Annotated in this window: 14 protein-coding genes; 5 read left to right on the top strand and 9 right to left on the bottom strand. The window is 68.5% G+C overall.

The window, feature by feature from the left end; genetic code table 11:
• Window positions 1-22: 22 nt before the first annotated feature.
• Both L978_RS18980 and purL read right to left on the bottom strand, forming a co-directional pair.
• Window positions 23-163 carry a hypothetical protein gene (locus L978_RS18980; RefSeq protein WP_165875457.1) on the bottom strand — a complete coding sequence of 47 codons (141 nt, stop codon included), beginning with the start codon at window positions 161-163 and terminating at the stop codon, window positions 23-25.
• Window positions 160-2490, bottom strand: coding sequence for a phosphoribosylformylglycinamidine synthase subunit PurL (purL, locus tag L978_RS13200; protein ID WP_047523690.1), 2331 nt, complete (start codon window positions 2488-2490; stop codon window positions 160-162). Before purL ends, L978_RS18980 begins: the two co-directional genes overlap by 4 nt.
• Before the next feature lie 262 nt (window positions 2491-2752).
• Here purL and L978_RS13195 point away from each other — a divergent pair, with 262 nt between their 5' ends.
• Genes L978_RS13195 through L978_RS13175 form a run of 5 tightly spaced genes read left to right on the top strand, consistent with a single transcriptional unit; the run spans window position 2753 to window position 10613 of the window.
• Window positions 2753-4378: a glucoamylase family protein gene (locus tag L978_RS13195; RefSeq protein ID WP_047523688.1), complete on the top strand. Its 1626-nt coding sequence runs from the start codon at window positions 2753-2755 to the stop codon at window positions 4376-4378.
• 58 nt (window positions 4379-4436) lie between these two features.
• Complete coding sequence (locus L978_RS13190) at window positions 4437-5717, top strand: sugar ABC transporter substrate-binding protein (protein WP_047523761.1); 1281 nt, start codon at window positions 4437-4439, stop codon at window positions 5715-5717.
• A complete protein-coding gene (locus L978_RS13185; RefSeq protein WP_081997053.1) occupies window positions 5714-6634 on the top strand; it encodes a carbohydrate ABC transporter permease in 921 nt (306 codons plus the stop codon). Before L978_RS13190 ends, L978_RS13185 begins: the two co-directional genes overlap by 4 nt.
• The gene (locus tag L978_RS13180) at window positions 6634-7455 is read left to right on the top strand and encodes a carbohydrate ABC transporter permease (RefSeq protein ID WP_047523687.1); all 822 of its coding nucleotides are present in this window, start codon (window positions 6634-6636) and stop codon (window positions 7453-7455) included. Before L978_RS13185 ends, L978_RS13180 begins: the two co-directional genes overlap by 1 nt.
• Before the next feature lie 41 nt (window positions 7456-7496).
• Window positions 7497-10613 carry a hypothetical protein gene (locus tag L978_RS13175; protein ID WP_052193714.1) on the top strand — a complete coding sequence of 1039 codons (3117 nt, stop codon included), beginning with the start codon at window positions 7497-7499 and terminating at the stop codon, window positions 10611-10613.
• A 6-nt stretch (window positions 10614-10619) separates the two neighbouring features.
• Here the strand turns inward: L978_RS13175 and L978_RS13170 are convergent, their stop codons facing one another.
• From L978_RS13170 to L978_RS13140, 7 genes are all read right to left on the bottom strand, one after another.
• A complete protein-coding gene (locus L978_RS13170; protein ID WP_047523686.1) occupies window positions 10620-11270 on the bottom strand; it encodes a TetR/AcrR family transcriptional regulator in 651 nt (216 codons plus the stop codon).
• A 274-nt stretch (window positions 11271-11544) separates the two neighbouring features.
• A complete protein-coding gene (locus L978_RS13165) occupies window positions 11545-12273 on the bottom strand; it encodes an SGNH/GDSL hydrolase family protein (protein WP_047523683.1) in 729 nt (242 codons plus the stop codon).
• On the bottom strand, window positions 12270-13457 hold the full coding sequence (locus tag L978_RS13160) for a DUF4185 domain-containing protein (protein WP_047523758.1): 1188 nt from the start codon (window positions 13455-13457) through the stop codon (window positions 12270-12272). The genes L978_RS13165 and L978_RS13160 overlap by 4 nt, the downstream gene beginning before the upstream one ends.
• Before the next feature lie 50 nt (window positions 13458-13507).
• Window positions 13508-15625 carry a hypothetical protein gene (locus L978_RS13155; protein WP_197055667.1) on the bottom strand — a complete coding sequence of 706 codons (2118 nt, stop codon included), beginning with the start codon at window positions 15623-15625 and terminating at the stop codon, window positions 13508-13510.
• Window positions 15626-15657: 32 nt separating this feature from the next.
• On the bottom strand, window positions 15658-16470 hold the full coding sequence (locus L978_RS13150; protein ID WP_047523681.1) for a carbohydrate ABC transporter permease: 813 nt from the start codon (window positions 16468-16470) through the stop codon (window positions 15658-15660).
• Window positions 16470-17345, bottom strand: a complete 876-nt coding sequence (locus L978_RS13145; protein WP_047523679.1) for a carbohydrate ABC transporter permease — start codon at window positions 17343-17345, stop codon at window positions 16470-16472. The genes L978_RS13150 and L978_RS13145 overlap by 1 nt, the downstream gene beginning before the upstream one ends.
• An 8-nt stretch (window positions 17346-17353) precedes the next feature.
• Window positions 17354-18622, bottom strand: coding sequence for an ABC transporter substrate-binding protein (locus tag L978_RS13140; protein WP_047523678.1), 1269 nt, complete (start codon window positions 18620-18622; stop codon window positions 17354-17356).
• Window positions 18623-18687: the final 65 nt, after the last annotated feature.

The following is an 18687-nucleotide window of genomic DNA, read 5'->3' as shown; positions in this document are numbered from 1 at the left end:
GCCGTGATGTCGGCGCTGAGCCTCAGCCGAGGAGCAGCGTCAGCACCGTCGCGCCGCCACCGGCGAGGATCAGCGCGATGATGACCGTCCACGCGACGATGCGGATGCGCCGGTTGCGCTTCTCGCCGAGGTCGCCGTAGTCCTCGCTCAGGTTGTCGCTCATGCGCTGACCTCCGTGACGGTCGGACCGAAGTAGGACGGGAGCGTGGCCTGCGAGCGCTCGCGGAGCTCGTCGGCCGAGACGGTGAAGACGCCCTGGACCTCGAGCTTCGCACCCTCGTCGTCCGTCACACCGATGCGCATCACCGGGTAGTCGCGTCCCTCGCAGAGGCCGCGGAACTTCACGTCGTCCTCACGGGGCACGGTCACCAGCACGCGGCCGGTCGACTCGGAGAACAGCGCGGATGCGGCATCCACCCCATCGCGCTCGAGGATCTCGTTCAGCCAGACGCGGGCGCCGACGCCGAAGCGCATGACGCCCTCGGCGAGAGCTTGCGCGAGGCCGCCCTCGGAGAGGTCGTGCGCCGAGGAGATCAGCCACTCGTCGCGAGCTGCGGAGAGCAGACCGGCGAGGCGCTTCTCCGCCGCGAGGTCGACCGCAGGCGGCAGACCGCCGAGGTGCTGGTGCACCACGTCCGCCCAGGCCGAACCGGAGAGCTCGGTCGAGGTGGTGCCGAGCAGGTAGATGTTCTGCCCTTCGTCCTGCCATCCGGAGGGGATGCGGCGCGAGACGTCGTCGATGATGCCGAGCACGCCGACCAGCGGGGTCGGGTGGATCGGCACGTCGCCGGTCTGGTTGTAGAACGAGACGTTGCCGCCGGTGACCGGGGTCCCCAGCTCGTAGCATCCGTCGGCCAGGCCGTCGACCGTCTGGCCGAACTGCCACATGACCTCGGGGTTCTCGGGAGAGCCGAAGTTGAGGCAGTCGGTGATCGCGGTCGGCACGGCGCCGGTGACGGCGACGTTGCGGTACGCCTCGGCGAGGGCCAGCTGCGCGCCCGCGTACGGGTCGAGCTGGCAGTAGCGGCCGTTGGCGTCGGTCGAGACCGCGAAACCGAGGCCGGACTCCTCGTCGACGCGGATCATGCCGGCGTCGTCGGGGAAGCTCAGCGCAGTGTTGCCGAGCACGTAGTAGTCGTACTGGTTGGTGATCCAGCTCGTGTCGGCGAGGTTCGGCGAGGCGACGATGTCGAGGAACTGCTCGCGCAGTGTCTCCGGGTCGTTCGAGCGGGGGAGGTTCTCGGCGGCGTCCGCCTGGAGGGCGTCGATCCACGTCGGGTAGGTGACCGGGCGGTCGTAGACGGGGCCGTCGACCGCGACCGTCGAGGGGTCGACGTCGACGATGCGCTCACCCTGCCAGTCGATGATGAGGCGTCCGTCACCGGTGACCTCGCCGAGCACGGAGGTCTCGACCTCCCACTTGTTCACGACCTCGAGGAAGGCGTCGAGCTTCTCGGGCGCGACGATCGCCATCATGCGCTCCTGCGACTCCGACATGAGGATCTCCTCAGCCGTGAGCGTGGGGTCGCGCAGCAGGACGTTGTCGAGCGAGACCTTCATGCCGCTGTTGCCGTTGGCCGCGAGCTCGCTGGTCGCGCAGGAGATACCGGCGGCGCCCAGGTCCTGGATCGCCTCGACGAGCTCGCCGCGGTACAGCTCGAGGCAGCACTCGATCAGCACCTTCTCGGCGAAGGGGTCGCCCACCTGCACCGCGGGGCGCTTGGTCGGCCCGGTGGAGTCGAAGGAGTCGGAGGCGAGGATGCTCGCGCCGCCGATGCCGTCGCCACCCGTGCGGGCACCGAACAGGACGACCTTGTTGCCGACGCCGGTCGCGTTGGCGAGCTTGAGGTCTTCGTGACGCAGCACGCCCACCGCGAGCGCGTTCACGAGCGGGTTGGCCTGGTAGACGGCGTCGAAGACCGTCTCGCCGCCGATGTTCGGGAGGCCCAGGCAGTTGCCGTAGAAGCTGATGCCGCTGGTCACACCATGCACGACGCGGGCGGTGTCGGGATGGTCGACCGCACCGAAGCGCAGGGCGTCCATGACCGCGACCGGGCGGGCGCCCATCGAGATGATGTCGCGGACGATGCCGCCGACGCCGGTCGCCGCACCCTGGAAGGGCTCGATGAACGACGGGTGGTTGTGCGACTCGGCCTTGAAGGTGACGGCCCAGCCCTCGCCGACGTCGACGACGCCCGCGTTCTGGCCCATGCCCACCATGAGGCGTTCCTTCATCTCGTCGGAGACCTTCTGGCCGAAGCGGCGCAGGTAGTTCTTCGACGACTTGTAGGAGCAGTGCTCGGACCACATCACGGAGTACATCGCCAGCTCGCCCGAGGTGGGCCGGCGGCCGAGGATCTCCTTGATGCGCTCGTACTCATCGGGCTTGAGTCCGAGGGCCCCGTAGGGCTGCTCCTTCTCGGGCGTCGCGATCGCGTTCTCGACGGAGTCGGGGACGTGCTGGGGGGAAGGTGCAGGGGCGGTGGTCACGCGCACTCCAAGGGAAGGGGCCGGCGGGGCATGTCCAGTCTACCGGCGCGGGTTCGGCGTGCATTGCGGGTGCAAAAACGCTCCGTGGAAGACCGCGTCCGGCGCGTTTTGGATCCCGCCACGGGTCGACGGATCCCCCGGAATGGGGGTTGTCGAGAGAAAACCGTTCACATGAACGGTTTTCTGCGCTATGGTCGGTGCACGGCGCAGCGAGGCGTCGCCTGAGCGGGGCAGAGCTGTCCTGTGGAACGGAGCAGAGCACATGAACGACCGTCGAGCCTTCGACCGGCGCACCTTTCTCGTGGCCGGAGCGGCCTCGCTCGCGACCGTCGCGATGACCCCCGCGCTCCCGGCTGCTGCCGCACCCGTCGAGTCGCCGGTCGCGGCGCCCGCTCTTCTTCGCGGCGGCCTGAACGCGCAGACGCGCCGATTCGACACGCGCCAGGTGCGGGGCTGGGCGGCCGACACCTGGCGGAGCCTCGTCGCGATGACCGACCCGCGCACCGGCCTCCCCGCCGACAACATCACCGAGGGACTCAGCGCCGGGGAGCGCTCCGGCTACACGTCTCCGACGAACATCGGTGGATATCTGTGGTCGACGCTCGTCGCCCGAGAGCTCGGCCTCATCTCACGGGGCGAAGCGACCGGGCGTCTCATCCGCACCCTGAAGACCCTCGACCGCATGGAGCATCACGCCCCGAGCGGCATGTACTACAACTGGTACGACGAAGCCACGGGCACGGCGCTGCGCACGTGGCCCGATTCGGGCGATGTCATCCATCCTTTCTGCTCCAGCGTCGACAACGGATGGCTGGGTGCCGCGCTGCTCACGGTGAAGAACGCGGATCGGGGCGCGGCGCGCTGGGCGTCCAAGGTCTTCGACCGGATGCGGTGGGACGCGTTCTACAACGACAACAGCGACTCCGAGCACCCGGTGCGCGAGGGCGGACTCCTTCACGGCGGCTTCTTCCCCTTCGACCACGACCGGCCGGGCGGCGTCTACCGGGGCACGCACGTCGGCGGCGAACCGGTGTGGCTGACCACGCACCACTACGACACCGTGGTGTCCGAGACGCGCATCACCACCTATCTCGGGATCATCACGGGACAGATCCCCGGGAAGCAGTACTACGCGTCCTGGCGCACCTTCCCGGCCTCCTGTGACTGGTCGTGGCACGAGATGCAGCCCGTGGGTGAGAGTCGCACCTACTTCGGTCTCGACGTCTACGAAGGCGCGTACACCTACCGCGGGATGCGCATCGTGCCGGGCTGGGGCGGCAGCATGTTCGAGGAGCTCATGCCCGACGTGTTCGTGCCGGAGGCCCGGTGGGCGCCCGGGAGCTGGGGGCGCAATCACCCGCTGCACGTGCGGGCTCAGCGCGAGCACGGTCTCGACGAGGCCGGCTACGGCTATTGGGGGTTCAGCCCGTCGAGCAACCCGGCAGGCGGGTACCGCGAGTACGGCGTCGACGCGCTCGGACTCAATCCCGACGGCTACCTGTCCGACCAGGAGGGAACGAATTTCGACCCCGGCTTCGGCGACTGTCGGCCGGCGACGAACCCGACACCGACGTACGGAGACGGCGTGGTCACCCCGCACGCCGCGTTCCTCGCGATGATGCACGAGCCGGCGGAGGCGTTCACGAACCTCGCGAACATCCAGCGGGACTTCGACGCGTACGGGCGCGGCGGCTTCTTCGACGCCGTCGCCGTGCGATCGGGCACGGTCGCCCGTCGTCACCTCTCGCTCGATCAGGCGATGGTGATGGGCGCGATCGGCAACGTGCTCTGTGACGGCGTCGTCCGTCGAGGCTTCGCGACGCGGGCCGTCGAAAGCCGGCTCCGCCCGGTCATCGGTATCGAGAGGTTCGGTGCCGGACGCGCCTGAGCAGCGTCCGCCAGGCGTCGACGAGAAGCAAGACCCCATCAGATCGGAAGGCGATCACATGAGAATCAACAAGAGACTGGCGGCGTTCGCGCTCGTCGGCGTGACACTGGCGACATTGACGGCCTGCGGGAGGGCGGATGCCGGGCCCGCGGAGGGCGCAGGAGCGGAGGACATCTCCGACGGACCAGCCACCGGCAGCCTCACCGTCTGGGCCATGGGAGCCGAGGGGGAGAACCTCGACGAGCTGACGAAGACCTTCGAGGAGCAGAACCCCGACGTCGACGTCGAGGTCACCGCGGTGCCCTGGGGTTCTGCGCACGACAAGTTCATCGCCGCGATCGCGTCAGGCACCACACCGGACGTGGCTCAGGTGGGCACGACCTGGATGGGTGAGTTCGCCGGCCTGAACGCGCTCGACCCGGTGCCCGCGCAGATCGACGACAGTGTCTTCTTCGAGGGCGCGAACGCCACGAACCTGGTGGACGGCGTCTCCTACGGCGTGCCGTGGTACGTCGAGACCCGCGTCGTGTTCTACCGCACCGACATCGCCGAGGCCGCCGGCATCACCGAGCCGCCGACGGACTGGGACGGACTGCACGACATGGCGGCCGCCATGAAGACGCAGCCGGGAGTGGACTGGGGCATCAGCCTGCAGCCCGGCGGAACCGGTTCCTGGCAGACACTGCTCCCGTTCATGTGGCAGGCGGGCGGCGACATCACGAACGACGCCCTGACCGAGTTCTCGTTCGACTCCCCGGAGAACGCGGACGCGTTGTCCTATTACCAGTCGTTCTTCACCGACGGTCTCGCCGACAGCGCCCCCACCGAGGGCACGACGGAGGCGGACTTCGTCGATGGCCGTGTGCCGATGTTCATCTCCGGTCCCTGGATGATCGGCAGCGTCGAAGCGCTGGGCGGCGAGGGGTTCGCCGACGAATACGGCGTCGCGGTGATGCCCTCTGCCGAGAAGGAGGCCTCGTTCGTCGGCGGCTCGAACCTCGGCGTGTTCTCGAACACGAAGAACCGGGATGCCGCGTGGAAGCTCGTGCAGTTCCTCACCGAGGAGGAGACCCAGGCCTCGTGGTTCGACATCGTCGGCGACCTGCCTTCCGTCAAGGGGGCATGGACGACCGATGCATTGAAGTCGGATGAGAAGCTCGCCGTCTTCGGGACGCAGCTCGAGACCGCGAAGGCACCGCCGTCGATCACGACGTGGGAGCAGATCGCGACGAGCCTCGACGCGCAGGTGGAGGCGGTCACCAAGACCGGGTCGGATCCGGCGGAGGCGCTCCGAGCCGTGCAGCAGGAGGCCACATCGATCGGGTTCGGCGGCGAATGACCGTCGCCGCTCGGCAGCCTCGCTCGGGTCGAAGCAGGAGCTTCCGCTCGAGCGAGGCACGGGCGGGCCTGATCCTCGCCCTCCCCTTCTGCCTCCTGTTCGGGGTCTTCACCGTCTGGCCCGTGTTCCAGTCGATGTTCATGAGCTTCACCGATACTCGGGTGACCGACATCAAGACTCCGTTCAACGTCGGCTTCGTCGGCCTGGACAACTACGCCAAGGCTCTCGGAGACCCGCTGTTCCTGCGCGCCGCCACCAACACCGCCGTGTTCGTGGCGGTCGGGGTCCCGCTGACGATAGCGGTGGCGCTGCTCGCGGCCGTCGTGCTCGACAAGGGCATCAAGCGCTTCCGCAACTTCTTCCGGGTGGGCTTCTACACACCCGTGATCACCAGCATCGTGGCGGTCGCGGTGGTGTGGAAGTTCCTCTATCAGCCGGACAACGGTCTCATCAACACCGTGCTCGGATGGGTGGGGATCGACGGGCCGCACTGGCTCGGAGACCAGCGCACCGCGCTGGCCTCGCTGATCGTCATGGCTGTGTGGCGGAACTTCGGCACCGGGATGATCATCTTCCTCGCGGGCCTGCAGGCTGTGCCGCCGTCGCTCCTGGAGGCAGGCTCCCTCGACGGCGCCGGTGCATGGAAGCGCTTCTGGCACATCACGTTGCCGACGCTGCGGCCGACGATGCTGTTCGTCGTCGTCACCACCACGATCGGATACCTGCAGTTCTTCGAGGAACCGTTCGTCATGACCGACGGCGGTCCGCTCAACAGCACCCTCTCCGTGTCGCTGTACACCTACCGGCAGTTCGGATTCGGCAACTTCGGGCTCGCGGGCGCGATGGCGTACATCACGTTCATCGTCGTCATCGTCGTCACTTTCATCCAGTTCCGTGTGAGTAGGGAGAAGAGCTGATGCGCGCATCCCGGAACCGGGTGTGGATCTACATCGCGGTGATCCTCGCTTTCGTGATCGTCGTGATGCCGTTCCTCTGGATGGTGCTCGGCGCGTTCAAGACTCAGGGCGAGCTCCTCGCGTCGCCGCCGACCTGGTGGCCGGCGAACCCGACGTTCGACAACTTCGTGCGACTGTTCGAGCGGCTCGACTTCGGACGGTTCTTCTTCAACTCGGCGACCGTGGCCGTCGTCGTCACCACGGGCAACATCCTCTTCTGTTCGATGCTCGGGTACGCACTGGCGATGCTGGACTTCCCGGGCAAGAAGGCGATCTTCATCGCGGTGCTCGGCACGTTGATGATCCCCGGGCTGGTCGTGTTCATCCCGCAGTTCGTCCTCGTGGTCAATCTCGGACTCGCTGACACGCTGACGGCGTTGTTCATCCCGTTCCTCGCCGGCGCGTTCGGGGTGTTCCTGATGCGACAGTTCTTCCTGGGCACTCCGCGCGACCTCCTGGAGGCGGCGCGACTCGACGGCGCGGGGGAGTTCCGGATCTTCTTCCGTGTGTACCTGCCGCTGGCGGGCCCCGCCATCGCCACGCTCGCGACCCTCACCTTCCTCGGCTCCTGGAACAACTTCCTCTGGCCGCTCGTCGTCGCCAGCAGTGAGAAGACCTACACGCTGCCGGTCGCGCTGTCGCTGGTGTCGACGGGGCAGAACGCGACGGACTTCGGCCTGCTGCTCGCGGGCGCGACGGTCGTCGTGCTGCCGGTCCTGGTCGTCTTCCTCTTCTTCCAGCGATTCATCATCGAGGGCATCGCCACCAGCGGCATCAAGTGATCGTCGCCGCGCCGCCCACACCCCAGAGAGATTGAAGGAAAGTGCACTACTCCCTCCCCGTCATCCGAGCGCAGTTCACGTCGGCAGGAGCCCTGGGCTCTCTGCAGGCCGGGCCCCTCAGTCTGCTGCAGTATCCGGCCAGCGAGCTCGAACCGGGGCCGCACCAGGTCTGGCTCCGGTTCCGCAGCGCGGAGGGGGTGCACGCGCATCCGCTCACCGGCCCCGCGTGCGAGGGCCGGGTCGCTCGCGGTGACGGCTCGGCGCTGGTCTCGGGGACGACCCGCGGAGTGGAGTGGCAGGTGTGGTGGGAGCACCCCGCGGACGGCGTCGCCGGCTGGAGCGTCCACCTCCGCAACGCCGGGTCCGAGCCGGTCGCGCTGGACGTCGTGCACCTGATCGATCCGGCATTGACCGCGGCCGAGAGCCTGCGTGAGAACGAGTTCTACGTGTCGAACTACCTCGATGTCCAGCCGCTCGGCGAGCCGGAGGTCGCGTGGCTCGCCGTCCGGCAGAGCATGCCGGGACCGAGGAATCCGTGGATGGCCGTGGGGAGCACCGAGCGGGTGGTGGGGTGGTGCACGGATGCCCGACAACTGGCGTTCCCTGACGGAGGACTCGATCTCTCGCGGGACCTTCCGTCCCGCCGCCTGCAGGGCGAGCACACGTTGCTGGGCCTGCAGACGGAGACTCGGACGCTGGCGTGCGGCGAGACCCGTGCCTTGAGGTTTCCCATCGTGGTCGTGGACGACCACGCCGGCAGGACGGACGCGAGTGACCTGGCGTTCGTGGAGGGGATCGATGGAGGAACGCCGTGGCGCACGGAGCCGCCGCGGCTCGGACCCCTCGCCGCCGTCGTGCCGACGCTCTTCAGCCCGGTGCGCACGGCGATCGTCGAGGACCTGTCCGAGGAGGACTTCCTCGCGGTGGGCGGCGCGCACGCCGAGGGGGTGGAAGACGGGCCGGACGGCGCCTGGGCGTACTGGGCGGGCGGCCGCCACGTCGTGTCCGGCGCGAAGGAGCGTGCCGTCATGCGTCCGCACGGTCACATCTCGCGGGTGTCGGCGGGCCCGCATCCCGCTGATCTCACGGTCGCCTCCACGGCGTGGATGAACGGTGTCTTCGCCTCGCAGCTCACGATCGGGCATGCCAGCGCTGCGCCGCTCCTCTCGGTGCGGCGCAGCGCCGTCGGGCTCAAGCGCGCCGATGGGCTGCGGCTCTTCGTCCGCGGAACCACCGGCCCGTGGCTGATGCTCGGCACCCCGAGCGCGTGGATCGTCGACGGCCCCCGGGTCCGCTGGGTCTATCGGTGGGATGGACGGCACATCGAGGTGGTCAGCACGCTGAGCCTGCGGGAGCTGATCGTCGAGGTGGAGGTCGTCGAAGGCCCGCCCATCGAGCTCCTCGTATCGGCCCATGCCGATGCGATCACGGCCCCCGGAGAGGACGGCTCGCTGTTCGCCGACGGCCGCAGCCGCGACGACCGGTGGCGGGCGAGCGTCCATCCCGCGGGGACGGTGTTCCGGCACCGCATCGTGCTCGTCGATCAGGCGGACGCGGGTGAGCGTGGGGCGCCGTGGCGTGCTCCCGAGCTTCACGGCGATGACGAGAGCATCCGCCGCCTGAACCGCATCCTGCCGTCGTTCGTCGCGGACGCGGCCGTTCACTACCAGGCGCCGCGAGGGCTCGAGCAGTTCACGGGCGGCGCATGGGGTACCCGTGACGTCAGTCAGGGACCGGTGGGACTGCTCCTGGCCACCGACAGTCCGGCAGTGCTGCGCGACGTGCTGCTCACGGTGTTCTCCGCGCAGCAGACCGACGGTGACTGGCCCCAGTGGTTCCAGTACCTCCGTGACCACCGTGCACCCGGGCATCGGGACAGCCACGGCGACGTGGTCTATTGGCCGCTCCTGGCGCTGGGGGAGTACCTGGAGGCGACGGGGGACGACGGCATCCTGCACGAGCCGGTGTCGTCCGTCGGGACGGACGAGCTGTCGCCGCCCTCATCGATCCTCGATCACGTGGAGGCGGCGTTCGGACGACTGGCCTCACGCCGCAGCGCCGACCCGCGCCTGCCTGCCTATGGGCACGGAGACTGGAACGACGCCCTTCAGCCCGCCAGCCCCGCCCTCGCGGCCTCGCTGTGCTCGACCTGGACGACCGAGCTGGAGATCAAGGCACTCGAGACGCTCGGACCCCGTCTCGTCGATGCCGCCCCTGACCTCGCCGACCGGATGGCGTCGCTCGCGGCCGGCACGCGCACCGCGTTCCGCGAGCGCCTCCTCGTGGACGGGGAGCTGTGCGGGTACTCGATCATCACCCCGGACGGGCTCGAGCCGCTCGTGCACCCCGCGGACGACCGGACGCACATCGGGCACGGATCCCTGCAGGTGATCCACGCGATCGGCGACGAACTGCTCACCCCCGAAGAGGCCTCGCACCACCTCGGCCTCGTGGACCGGCACCTCGACGGCCCCACCGGCATCTACCTGTTCGACCGGCCCCTTCCCTATCACGGTGGGGTCACGCGGACGTTCCTGCGGGCTGAGGCGGCGTCGTTCTGGGGGCGCGAGATCGGGCTCATGTACTCGCATGCCCACATCCGGTGGGTGCAGGCGCTGCTGCGACTCGGCTTGGCGGAGCGGGCGTGGAAGGCATTGCAGCTGCTGATACCGCAGGGGGTGCGATCGGCTGTGCCCGGAGCCGCGGCGCGGCAGTCGGATTGCTACTACTCGTCCTCCGATGCGGGGTTCGCCGACCGCTATGAGGCGCAGGAGCACCCGGATCGTCTCTTCGATCCGGAGTTCTCGTTCGAGGGAGGGTGGCGCGTGTATTCGTCCGGGCCGGGACTCATCCTGCGGATCCTGGTCGAAGAGGTGCTCGGATGCCGGTGGACCGTGCACGGGCTCCAGATCGACCCGGTGCTCCCCGAGGTGTTCGACGGCTCCTCGGCGCAGATACGGTGCGGGGGCAGAGACGTCGTCGCGACCTACCGGGTCACGGGGGAAGGGCACGGTGTGCGGCGCGTGCTGCTCGACGGACGCCCCGTCGACACGACCCCTGTGCCGCGACGATACCGGCGGGGCGGGGTGTTGATTCCGCGCGCGACCTGGGATGCGCAGGAGGCCGGCGAGGTGCGCCTCACGATCGAGGTGGGCTGATCCCTGTCACCCCTCCGCGGCGGGCGATTCCTCCGGCGCATCCGACGGGAGGAAGTATCCGCGCACGAACTCCTCGAAGAGCGGCACCATGTCGACGGACTCGTCGAGCAGCCACTGCAGCTGGATCCCGTCCATCACCGCACTGATCAGCCGCCCCGCGAGGTCCGGGTCGAGGTCGGTGCGCACTTCGCCCGCCTCCTGCGCCCGGCGGAGGAGGTCTCCCGCCCGGTCCGCTGCGGAGCGGTAGCGGTCGACGAACTCGTCGTGCAGGGGGTGATCCGGGTCGGAGGCCTCCGCCGACACGATCGCATACAACGATGCGAGGCCGCGGGATGACTGGTTGTGTGCGACGACCTTGCCGGCCTGATCGATGAGCGTGTGCTCGGCGGGCTCTCCTGCGGCTCCGCGGACGGTCTCGTCGCGTTGGTGCAGCACCTCGGCGAAGAGTTCCTCCTTGTCGGCGAAGTGGTGCATCAGTCCGGACTGCGTGAGCCCGACCCGCCGGGCGATCTCACGCATCGAGCTGTTTCGATACCCGGTGCGCGAGAACAACTCCAGCGCTTCGTCGACGATAGCCTGCCGCCGCGCCTGGCCCTTCGCGTAGCCTTTGCGCTGCTCCGCCGCGGTTCCCCGCTGCTCCGTGTCGCCTGTGTCCACCGCTGCGCTCCCGCCTCGATACCCGACTCAAAACCTAACACCCGAACGGCTTTGCAGCTGTCGCCCGATGCCGCGGTTCACAACTCAGGAAAGGTCGCGCCGATTCAGCCCGCGGGGGCCGATCCGGGCAGGAGGGCGACGCTGTTCCTGAGTTGCGCGCCGCTGTCGCCGTGAACAACTCCTCAAATGCGGGGTCGTTTCGGTCTGCAGTCGGCCATCCGGCGTCGAACACGCACGTTTTTGAGGAGTTATGCACGCGGCCGCGCGGAAACCGTCACGCGGGCGGCCACTGCGGATGCCGGGCCACGGCCACGCGTGCGGCGAGGTCCGTGCGGACGGGGGAGGACGCGTCGTCGAACCCGAGGGCATCGGCCCACCCGAGTGCCAGGAGTGCGTGTCCGGCTGCGTTCGGGTGGAACGCGTCGTCGAGCAGCCCCCACGCCATGTCGTCGTTGCCGGGGCCGGTCCCCTCGGAGAAGGCGGTGAACGCGGCGTGCTGGTCGACCAGGATCACCCCTTCGCGCGCGGCCACGTCACGGATCACCTGCGCGAACTCGCCGATGCGGGCGCGGTCGGGTGCGTGATGCAGGTCCACGGTCGGCGGGGTCTGCAGCACGGGGATCCCGCCGTCGTCCCGGACGCGCCGGACGACCTCTGTGATCGAGGCCGCGAACGCCGTCACCTCGATCACGGGGTCGAGCCATTGTGTGGTGCAGTCGTTCGTGCCGATCATGAGCGTGACGACGTCGGGCCGCCAGTGCGTCACACGGCGCGGGAAGTCGCCGAGGATCAGGTCGGCCCGCCACCCCGTGATCGCCGTGTTGAGCACCGTGTCCTGCACCCGACCGGCATCACCGCGGATCAGCTCGTGCAGGTGGTCGACGTAGGTGCGGGCGCCGCGGGTGTGGATGAGGCCGTGCGTGATCGAGTCACCCGTGAACACCCAGGTGAGCGGTGCTCCGGAGGCGAGCAGCCCCCGGAGCACCGGAAGGTCATCGGTCATCCGGTGACCTTCAGCTGCACGTCGATGAACCGCGGACGGTAGATCGAGGCGTCGTCGTACACGTCGCCGACGTTGTCGAAGGTGTTCACGTTGTACGACACGAGGATGCGGTTGCCGTGTCGCAGGTTCGGGTGCTCGTGCGCGTTGTAGGTGAACACGTCGGGGTCTGCGTAGCTGCCGAGCGCGCCGGTCTCCGGGGTGCGGTAGAGCTCGACCGGGTCGGTGAACGGTCCGGTCGGCGAGCACGAGGTGCGTGCGACGATGCGGGTGCTGAACAGCTCGGAGGTGTCCTGCGTGACGAGCAGGTAGCCGTCGCGGAACCGGGCCACGCTGAACTCGTTCGCCACATACGGCACCACGGGTACGGCATCAGCCTCGGACGCCGACCAGGCCGTGCCGTTCCAGTAGGTCCACGTGCCCGTGAGACCGTCTTTGCCCTGCACTTTGGCGACGTAGGCCGAGCGCACCCCGCCGGGGTCGGCGATGCCGTAGATATAGGTCGTGCCGCGCTCCTCGAGCGTCCACGATCCCCAGTTGATGCCGGTCGCGGAGGGCAGATCCACGATGCTGTCGAGCTGCAGCGTCCGCCCGTCGAGCGTCGCGAGCCGGTTCGCGGTCCACGCGAAGTCCCACTGCCCGGTGCCGGTGCGCGCGAACTGCAGCAGCGGAACCTGCACGGTGCCGTGACGGCCGGGCGTCGGGTCACCGATCCAGTACCACTTGCCGTCGGGCTCGGGCGGGATGATGCCGGCCGGGTCCTCCGGCGTGCCGCCCGTGATGGTCGTGAGGTCGCCGCGGCGGTCCTGCACCACGACGGAGTTGTTCACGAAGGGCGAGTCGGTGGGACGTGATCCGTCGGGGTTCACCGTGCCGAGGAAGGTGTCCGAGAAGAACCAGCCGGTCTTCCCCTTGCCGAGGGGCAGCGAGTAGGTGCTGTCACCGCCGGTCCACTCCCCACCGGTGTTCCCGTAGGTCGTGAACGTCTCGGTCAGATCCTGGTTCACGCTCGCCGTCGCCGTGAGCGTCTTGTCGACCAGCGAGCACTGCCCGTTCCCGTTGCCGTGTCCGTGCCCGTTGCCGTGCCCTCCGCCGGCGGGGACGGCCGCGCTCGCCGGGGCGGCGAACAGGGCTCCCGCGCACAGGGAGGCGACGGCCAGGCCGGCCGCGATCATGCGTCTTCTCATCTCGATCACTCCTTCGTGTTCGTGTGGGTACTGCGTGGTGGTCGGCCGGTTCAGCCGGCGGTCTCGCTGATGCTTCCGGACGCGTGGATGTCGTAGTGGCGCTCGCCGACGCGCAACCCGCGCAGCACCGCCTGCGGGTCGAGAGCGGCGACGCATCCGGCGGCGCGCACCGTCCCGTCTGCCGCGACCGAGACGCCGAACAGGGCGTCGATCACGAGCTCGATCCAGGCGCCGGACGAGGAGCACGACCAGTCGATGATGTACGGCAGCTGCGGCGGGGCTTTACGGGCGCCGCCGTTGATCCCGGGTACGGCCTCCTCCACGAAATGCGCCTGACCCATCGGGCCCTGGTTCGCGGTGCGCGACAAGCCCTCGACCCAGGAGGTGAGCACCTCGGGGGCACCGAGGGCGGCGAGCGCGCGACCGGCATCCGCAGGCCAGGCGGGGTAGGCGCCGTTCCACTGGTGGTCGGGGCGCGGACTGTAGCTGGCATCGGCATCCCACGGGGAGAGGGCGCGCATCCAGTTGTCGGTCTGCAGCTCGCGCTGGAAGAACGAGACCATGTCGTCGCGCACACCGGGGGTCAGGTCGTCGGCGATCGTGGTCCCGACCACGCTGAAGTCGTAGCAGTGCCGGACCGGGAGCTGCGTGCCGTCGGGCTGTCCGGCGGTGAAGATGCCCTCGCCGGGGACGTAGCGCGCGATCACCGCGGGCAGCAGGGCCTCGGCCTCGGCGCGCAGGTCGGCCGCGGAGGCGCTGTCGCCCTGGAGCTCCGCGAGCGAGGCCGCCGTGCGCATGCTCCACACGTTCGCGGCGTTGAGACTCGCGACCTCGTGCGTGTACGAACTCACGCACTCGAGCAGGTTGTCGATCTCTCCGTAATCGGCCAGGGGTGTCCCTCGGCGCAGGTCCTTCCAGGCGGTCGCCCATTCCCGGACGGATTCGGCGACGGTCTGGCCGCCGACGACCTCGTCGAGGAACGCCGTGTCCCCGGTGAAGCGCACATAGTCGTGCACGAGCCGCGTCATCGCGTAGTCGTTGACGGAGTACCACCGGCCGACCGGTCCGCCGGTGAGGGACGAGGTGCCGAAGTGCGAGTGGATGTCGAGGGAGATCCAGTGCCGCAGCTGGGAGCGCATCTCGCCCGGGTCGAGCAGCGCGTGGCTCACGGAGCTCAGGCTGTAGTCCCAGATGAACGTGGTGGTGCCCCAGTAGTTGGGCATCAGGGTGTCGTACGAGCGCCCGAGCACGTTGCCCGCGAAGTCCCGGCGGAACCAGATCACGCCCAGAGCGGCCCACCAGTACAGGCGCTGCAGCGGAGCGGAGGTCGTCTCGAGCACGGGCAGCGCGCCGGTGAACTCTGCGTCGTCGGGGTCGAACGCGGCGTGCAGCTGGCGGTTCCAGAACTCCTCGGCATCGGTCACCGCGCCGGGGACGTCGGCCGTGACGAGGTTGAAGGTGTGAGTGGCGTCGGCCGCGGAGGTCCCGATCGCCTGCACGTATCCGGTGCGGCTGCTTCCTCCGGCCGGCACGGCCAGCGACACCGTGAGCTCTCCGCCGCGGCCGTTGCCTCCGATGCCGGCGTCGAAGGCGTCCGGCAGCTCGGCGACACCGCTCAGGGCGGCGGATCCCCCCACGATCCCCTGCACGCTCCACGCCGTGCCATCCGCCGAGGAGAACACGAGGCGCTCGCCGTCGACGGTCGCGGTGTCGCGCTCCGAGGGGGACTCGGCGTCGAGCCAGGCCGTGTCCGAGCGGGTCGCCCGAGCGGCGGCCGAGAGTCCGAGTCGCACCACCCTGTCCATCGCCCCGGTGTTGCGCACGACGATGTCGATCGCGACCGCCGTCCTCCCCGGCACGCACACGGTGGTGGTCTCGATCTCCAGGTCGCCGACGGTCGCCCGCCGCACCACCCGGTCCGGACGCCACTCGTGCGTGACGGGCGCTCCGTAGGAGGCGAACAGTCGACCGTCCACGAACAGCACCGCCGTCTGGGTGAGTCCCTGCGACACGGGTGGGAACTGCACGGCGCTCACCGCGGTCAGGTCATGATCCACGCGCACCGTGCCGAGCATGTTGGTGAGGCCGGTCGGCGCGATCATGTCGTCGAAGTGGTGGGTCACCGCATCGGCGGCGAGATCATCGACGGTGGGGATGAGGGGATGCATGATGCCTTTCGAGGGGCGGGAAGCGTGTGGGGTCAGTACTGCCCGAGCGCGAGGCCCTTGGCGAAGAACCGCTGCGTGCACAGGAACAGCACCACGGTGGGGAGGGAGACGAGCACGGCCGCGGCGAGCACGACCGACATCTGCGCACCGCCGTAGGTGCTCTGCATGCCGGACAGGGTCGTGATGATGGGGCGGATGTCGTCGGACTGGCTGAGCGTGAGGCCGAGCAGCAGGTCGTTCCACACGAAGGTCGCCTGCAGGATGAAGATCGCCACGAGGGCGCTCGACGCCATCGGCAGGTACATGCGCGTGAAGATGCGCCAGGTGGTGGCGCCGTCGAGCACCGCGGCCTCGAACACGTTGTGCGCGACGCCGGTGAAGAAGTTGCGCATCACGAACGCCGAGAACGGGATCGAGATCACGGTGTAGATCATGATCATCCCCAGGCGGGTGTCGAACAGGCCGGTGCGGGAGTACGCGTCGAACAGCGGCAGCAGCACCATCTGCAGCGGGAACACGGTTCCGCCGAAGATCACGACGAACCAGAGGAAGCCGCGCTTGAGCCGCAGGGCCACGATCGCGAACCCGGCGGCGGCACCGACGAGCACCGCGATGGTCGGCGAGACGATCGAGTAGATGAGGGTGCTCACGATGCTGTCGCCGATGCCCGAGAGCTCCAGCGCCTGGCCGAAGTTCTCGAACAAGTGGAAGTCGGTCGGGATCCACGACTCCTTCGACGTGAAGGTCAGCGGGTCCTTCATCGCATTCACCACGAGGAGGTACGCCGGCAGCAGCCACACGATCCCCAGGAGGACGAGCACGGCCGTTCTGATGATCTTCGACATCACATCTCCTTCTTCGGGGAGAGCTGCTGGCGCAGGTACAGCACCGAGGCGATCAGGGTGATGACCGTCAGGAACACGGCGATCGCGGATCCGAGTCCGTAGTCGCTGTTCACGAAGGTCTCCTTGTACATGGTCAGCGCCAGGGTCTCCGAGACCGTGCCCGGTCCGCCCTTGGTCATGCCCCAGACGATGTCGAAGGTCTTGAGGCTCGCGACGATCGAAAGTCCGACGACGACCGCGGTGAGCGGACGCAGCATCGGCCACAGGATGCTGGTGAACAGGCGCGGACCCCCGGCGCCGTCGATGCGTGCGGCCTCCAGCGGCTCCTTCGGGATCGCCTGCAGTCCGATGGTGAACAGCAGCGCGTTCACGCCGACGCCCTGCCACGAGGAGGCGATGATCATGACGATCGTGTTGAGCGGAGCATCCAGCAGCCATCGGGGCGGGTCCGTGATGCCGAACGCCGCGAGCGCCTGGTCGAGCGCGCCGCCCGAGGAGAGGATGAACGACCACACCACGCCGACGCCGATGCCGGAGAGGGCGTAGGGGATGAGGAAGGGGAGGCGCAGCCAGATGCCGCCGCCGAGGTTCCAGGTGAGCAGAGCGATCGCGAGACCGATGCCGACCGGGATGATCAGGGTGCCGATCACCCAGAGCACGGTGTTCAGGGCCGAGCCCACGAAGTCGCCGTCGGTGAACATCTCGACATAGTTGTCGAGGCCGATCCAGGTCGGGCTGCCGAGCCCGTTGTACTTCGTGAAGCTGAGGAACACCGTCCACAGCAGCGGGAGGTAGAGCAGGACTGCGACCAGGATCACGCCCGGGGCGACGAAGCCCCGGGCGGACCACTGGTACGGCGTCTTCTGGTGCGCCATCCGCTCGCTTACTCCTGCTCTGCCCAGTACTTGTCCGCCGTGGCCTGGATCTTCTCCAGGAACGGCATCGGGTCACCGGGGTTGGCGTTGAAGGCACCGAACTGCTCGATCGCGGTGGTCACGATCTCGGTGGGCATGGCTTCGAAGAACCGGTCGTAGAGCGAATAGCCGTCGCCGGCGATCTGCTCCCCGATCTCGGCCAGGGCGGGGTCGGACACCGTGGCCTTCGGGTTGAACGCGACGTCGCCGTGCGCATCGTTCCAGGCCGTCTGGGCATCGGGTGACATCCACCACTCGGCGTAGGCGAGACCGAGGTCGCGCTGCTTCGAGTTCTCGGCCGTGCAGATCGGACCGGACTCGACCGCCACCGGAGTGGTGTCGAGGCTGTCGTTGACGGCCGGGATCGCGAACATCCCGTAGTCATCGGTGGTCATGCCGGCGCCCTCGAGGTTGCCCGCGAAGAACGTGCCGAAGTTGATCATGGCGTAGTCGCCCTGCTTGAGGCCGACGGCGGGGTCGGTCGTGCTCCCCGCGTCGCTGAACCAGCCGGCCTTCTGCTCGTCGAGCCACACGTTCATGATGTCGACGATCTCGGGGTCGGTGTACTTGACGTCGCCCGTGGTGAGCCCGGCGTACAGGTCGGGATCGGTGGAGGCGACCAGGTGCTGGAACCACTGGAAGGTGAACAGCACGCTGGTCTGGTAGTACGGCGTGACCCCGGCCTCCTTCAGCGTCTCGGCGGTGGTGTTCAGCTCGTCCCAGGTGGTGGGCACCTCGACGCCGTTGTCGGCGAAGGCGGCCTTGTTGTAGAACATGATCCAGTAGGCGATGTTCATCGGCACGCAGTACTGCTTGCCGTCGAAGGTGTAGCTGTCGCGCAGGTCTTCGCTCACCCAGCCCTCGTCGACGGCCTGGGACCAGATGTCGGTGGTCTCGGCGACCAGTCCCTCGTCGACCAGCTGCGTGAGCGAGTCGCCGGTGTGCCAGGTGAACAGGCCGGGTGACTTGTCGGTGCGGAACGACTGCTTGATGAAGGCGTCGTACTGGTTGGCGTCGGAGTACCCGGTGGTCTTCAGCGTGATGTCGACGGCGTCGCCGCTGACCTCGTTGAGCGACTCGAAGTCGGGCTTCCACGCTGCCTTGTCGGTGTAGAAGTTGAGCGTGCCGGTCACCTCTCCGGCCTCTCCGGAACCGGAGTCGCCGGCGCACCCGGCGAGCGCCAGGGTGCCGAGGAGGAGACCGGCCGCGGCTGCGGCGATCGTGCGTCGCGAAATCATTCAGAACTCCCTTGTTCGTTTGGTATCGTTACCAGAAATCTGGATTCACGCTACCAAGGTGATGG

Origin of the sequence: Microbacterium sp. ZOR0019 (assembly GCF_000800925.1) — a bacterium.
GTDB classification, from domain to species: Bacteria; Actinomycetota; Actinomycetes; order Actinomycetales; family Microbacteriaceae; genus Microbacterium; species Microbacterium aurugineum.
This window is presented reverse-complemented; position numbering and strand designations above follow the sequence as displayed.

Coding starts and splice junctions, on each gene's coding strand:
- L978_RS18980 (WP_165875457.1), bottom strand. CDS start 163: ATGAGCGACAACCTGAGCGAGGACTACGGCGACCTCGGCGAGAAGCGC.
- L978_RS13195 (WP_047523688.1), top strand. CDS start 2,753: ATGAACGACCGTCGAGCCTTCGACCGGCGCACCTTTCTCGTGGCCGGA.
- L978_RS13190 (WP_047523761.1), top strand. CDS start 4,437: ATGAGAATCAACAAGAGACTGGCGGCGTTCGCGCTCGTCGGCGTGACA.
- L978_RS13185 (WP_081997053.1), top strand. CDS start 5,714: ATGACCGTCGCCGCTCGGCAGCCTCGCTCGGGTCGAAGCAGGAGCTTC.
- L978_RS13180 (WP_047523687.1), top strand. CDS start 6,634: ATGCGCGCATCCCGGAACCGGGTGTGGATCTACATCGCGGTGATCCTC.
- L978_RS13165 (WP_047523683.1), bottom strand. CDS start 12,273: ATGACCGATGACCTTCCGGTGCTCCGGGGGCTGCTCGCCTCCGGAGCA.
- L978_RS13160 (WP_047523758.1), bottom strand. CDS start 13,457: ATGAGAAGACGCATGATCGCGGCCGGCCTGGCCGTCGCCTCCCTGTGC.
- L978_RS13155 (WP_197055667.1), bottom strand. CDS start 15,625: ATGCATCCCCTCATCCCCACCGTCGATGATCTCGCCGCCGATGCGGTG.
- L978_RS13150 (WP_047523681.1), bottom strand. CDS start 16,470: ATGTCGAAGATCATCAGAACGGCCGTGCTCGTCCTCCTGGGGATCGTG.
- L978_RS13145 (WP_047523679.1), bottom strand. CDS start 17,345: ATGGCGCACCAGAAGACGCCGTACCAGTGGTCCGCCCGGGGCTTCGTC.
- L978_RS13140 (WP_047523678.1), bottom strand. CDS start 18,622: ATGATTTCGCGACGCACGATCGCCGCAGCCGCGGCCGGTCTCCTCCTC.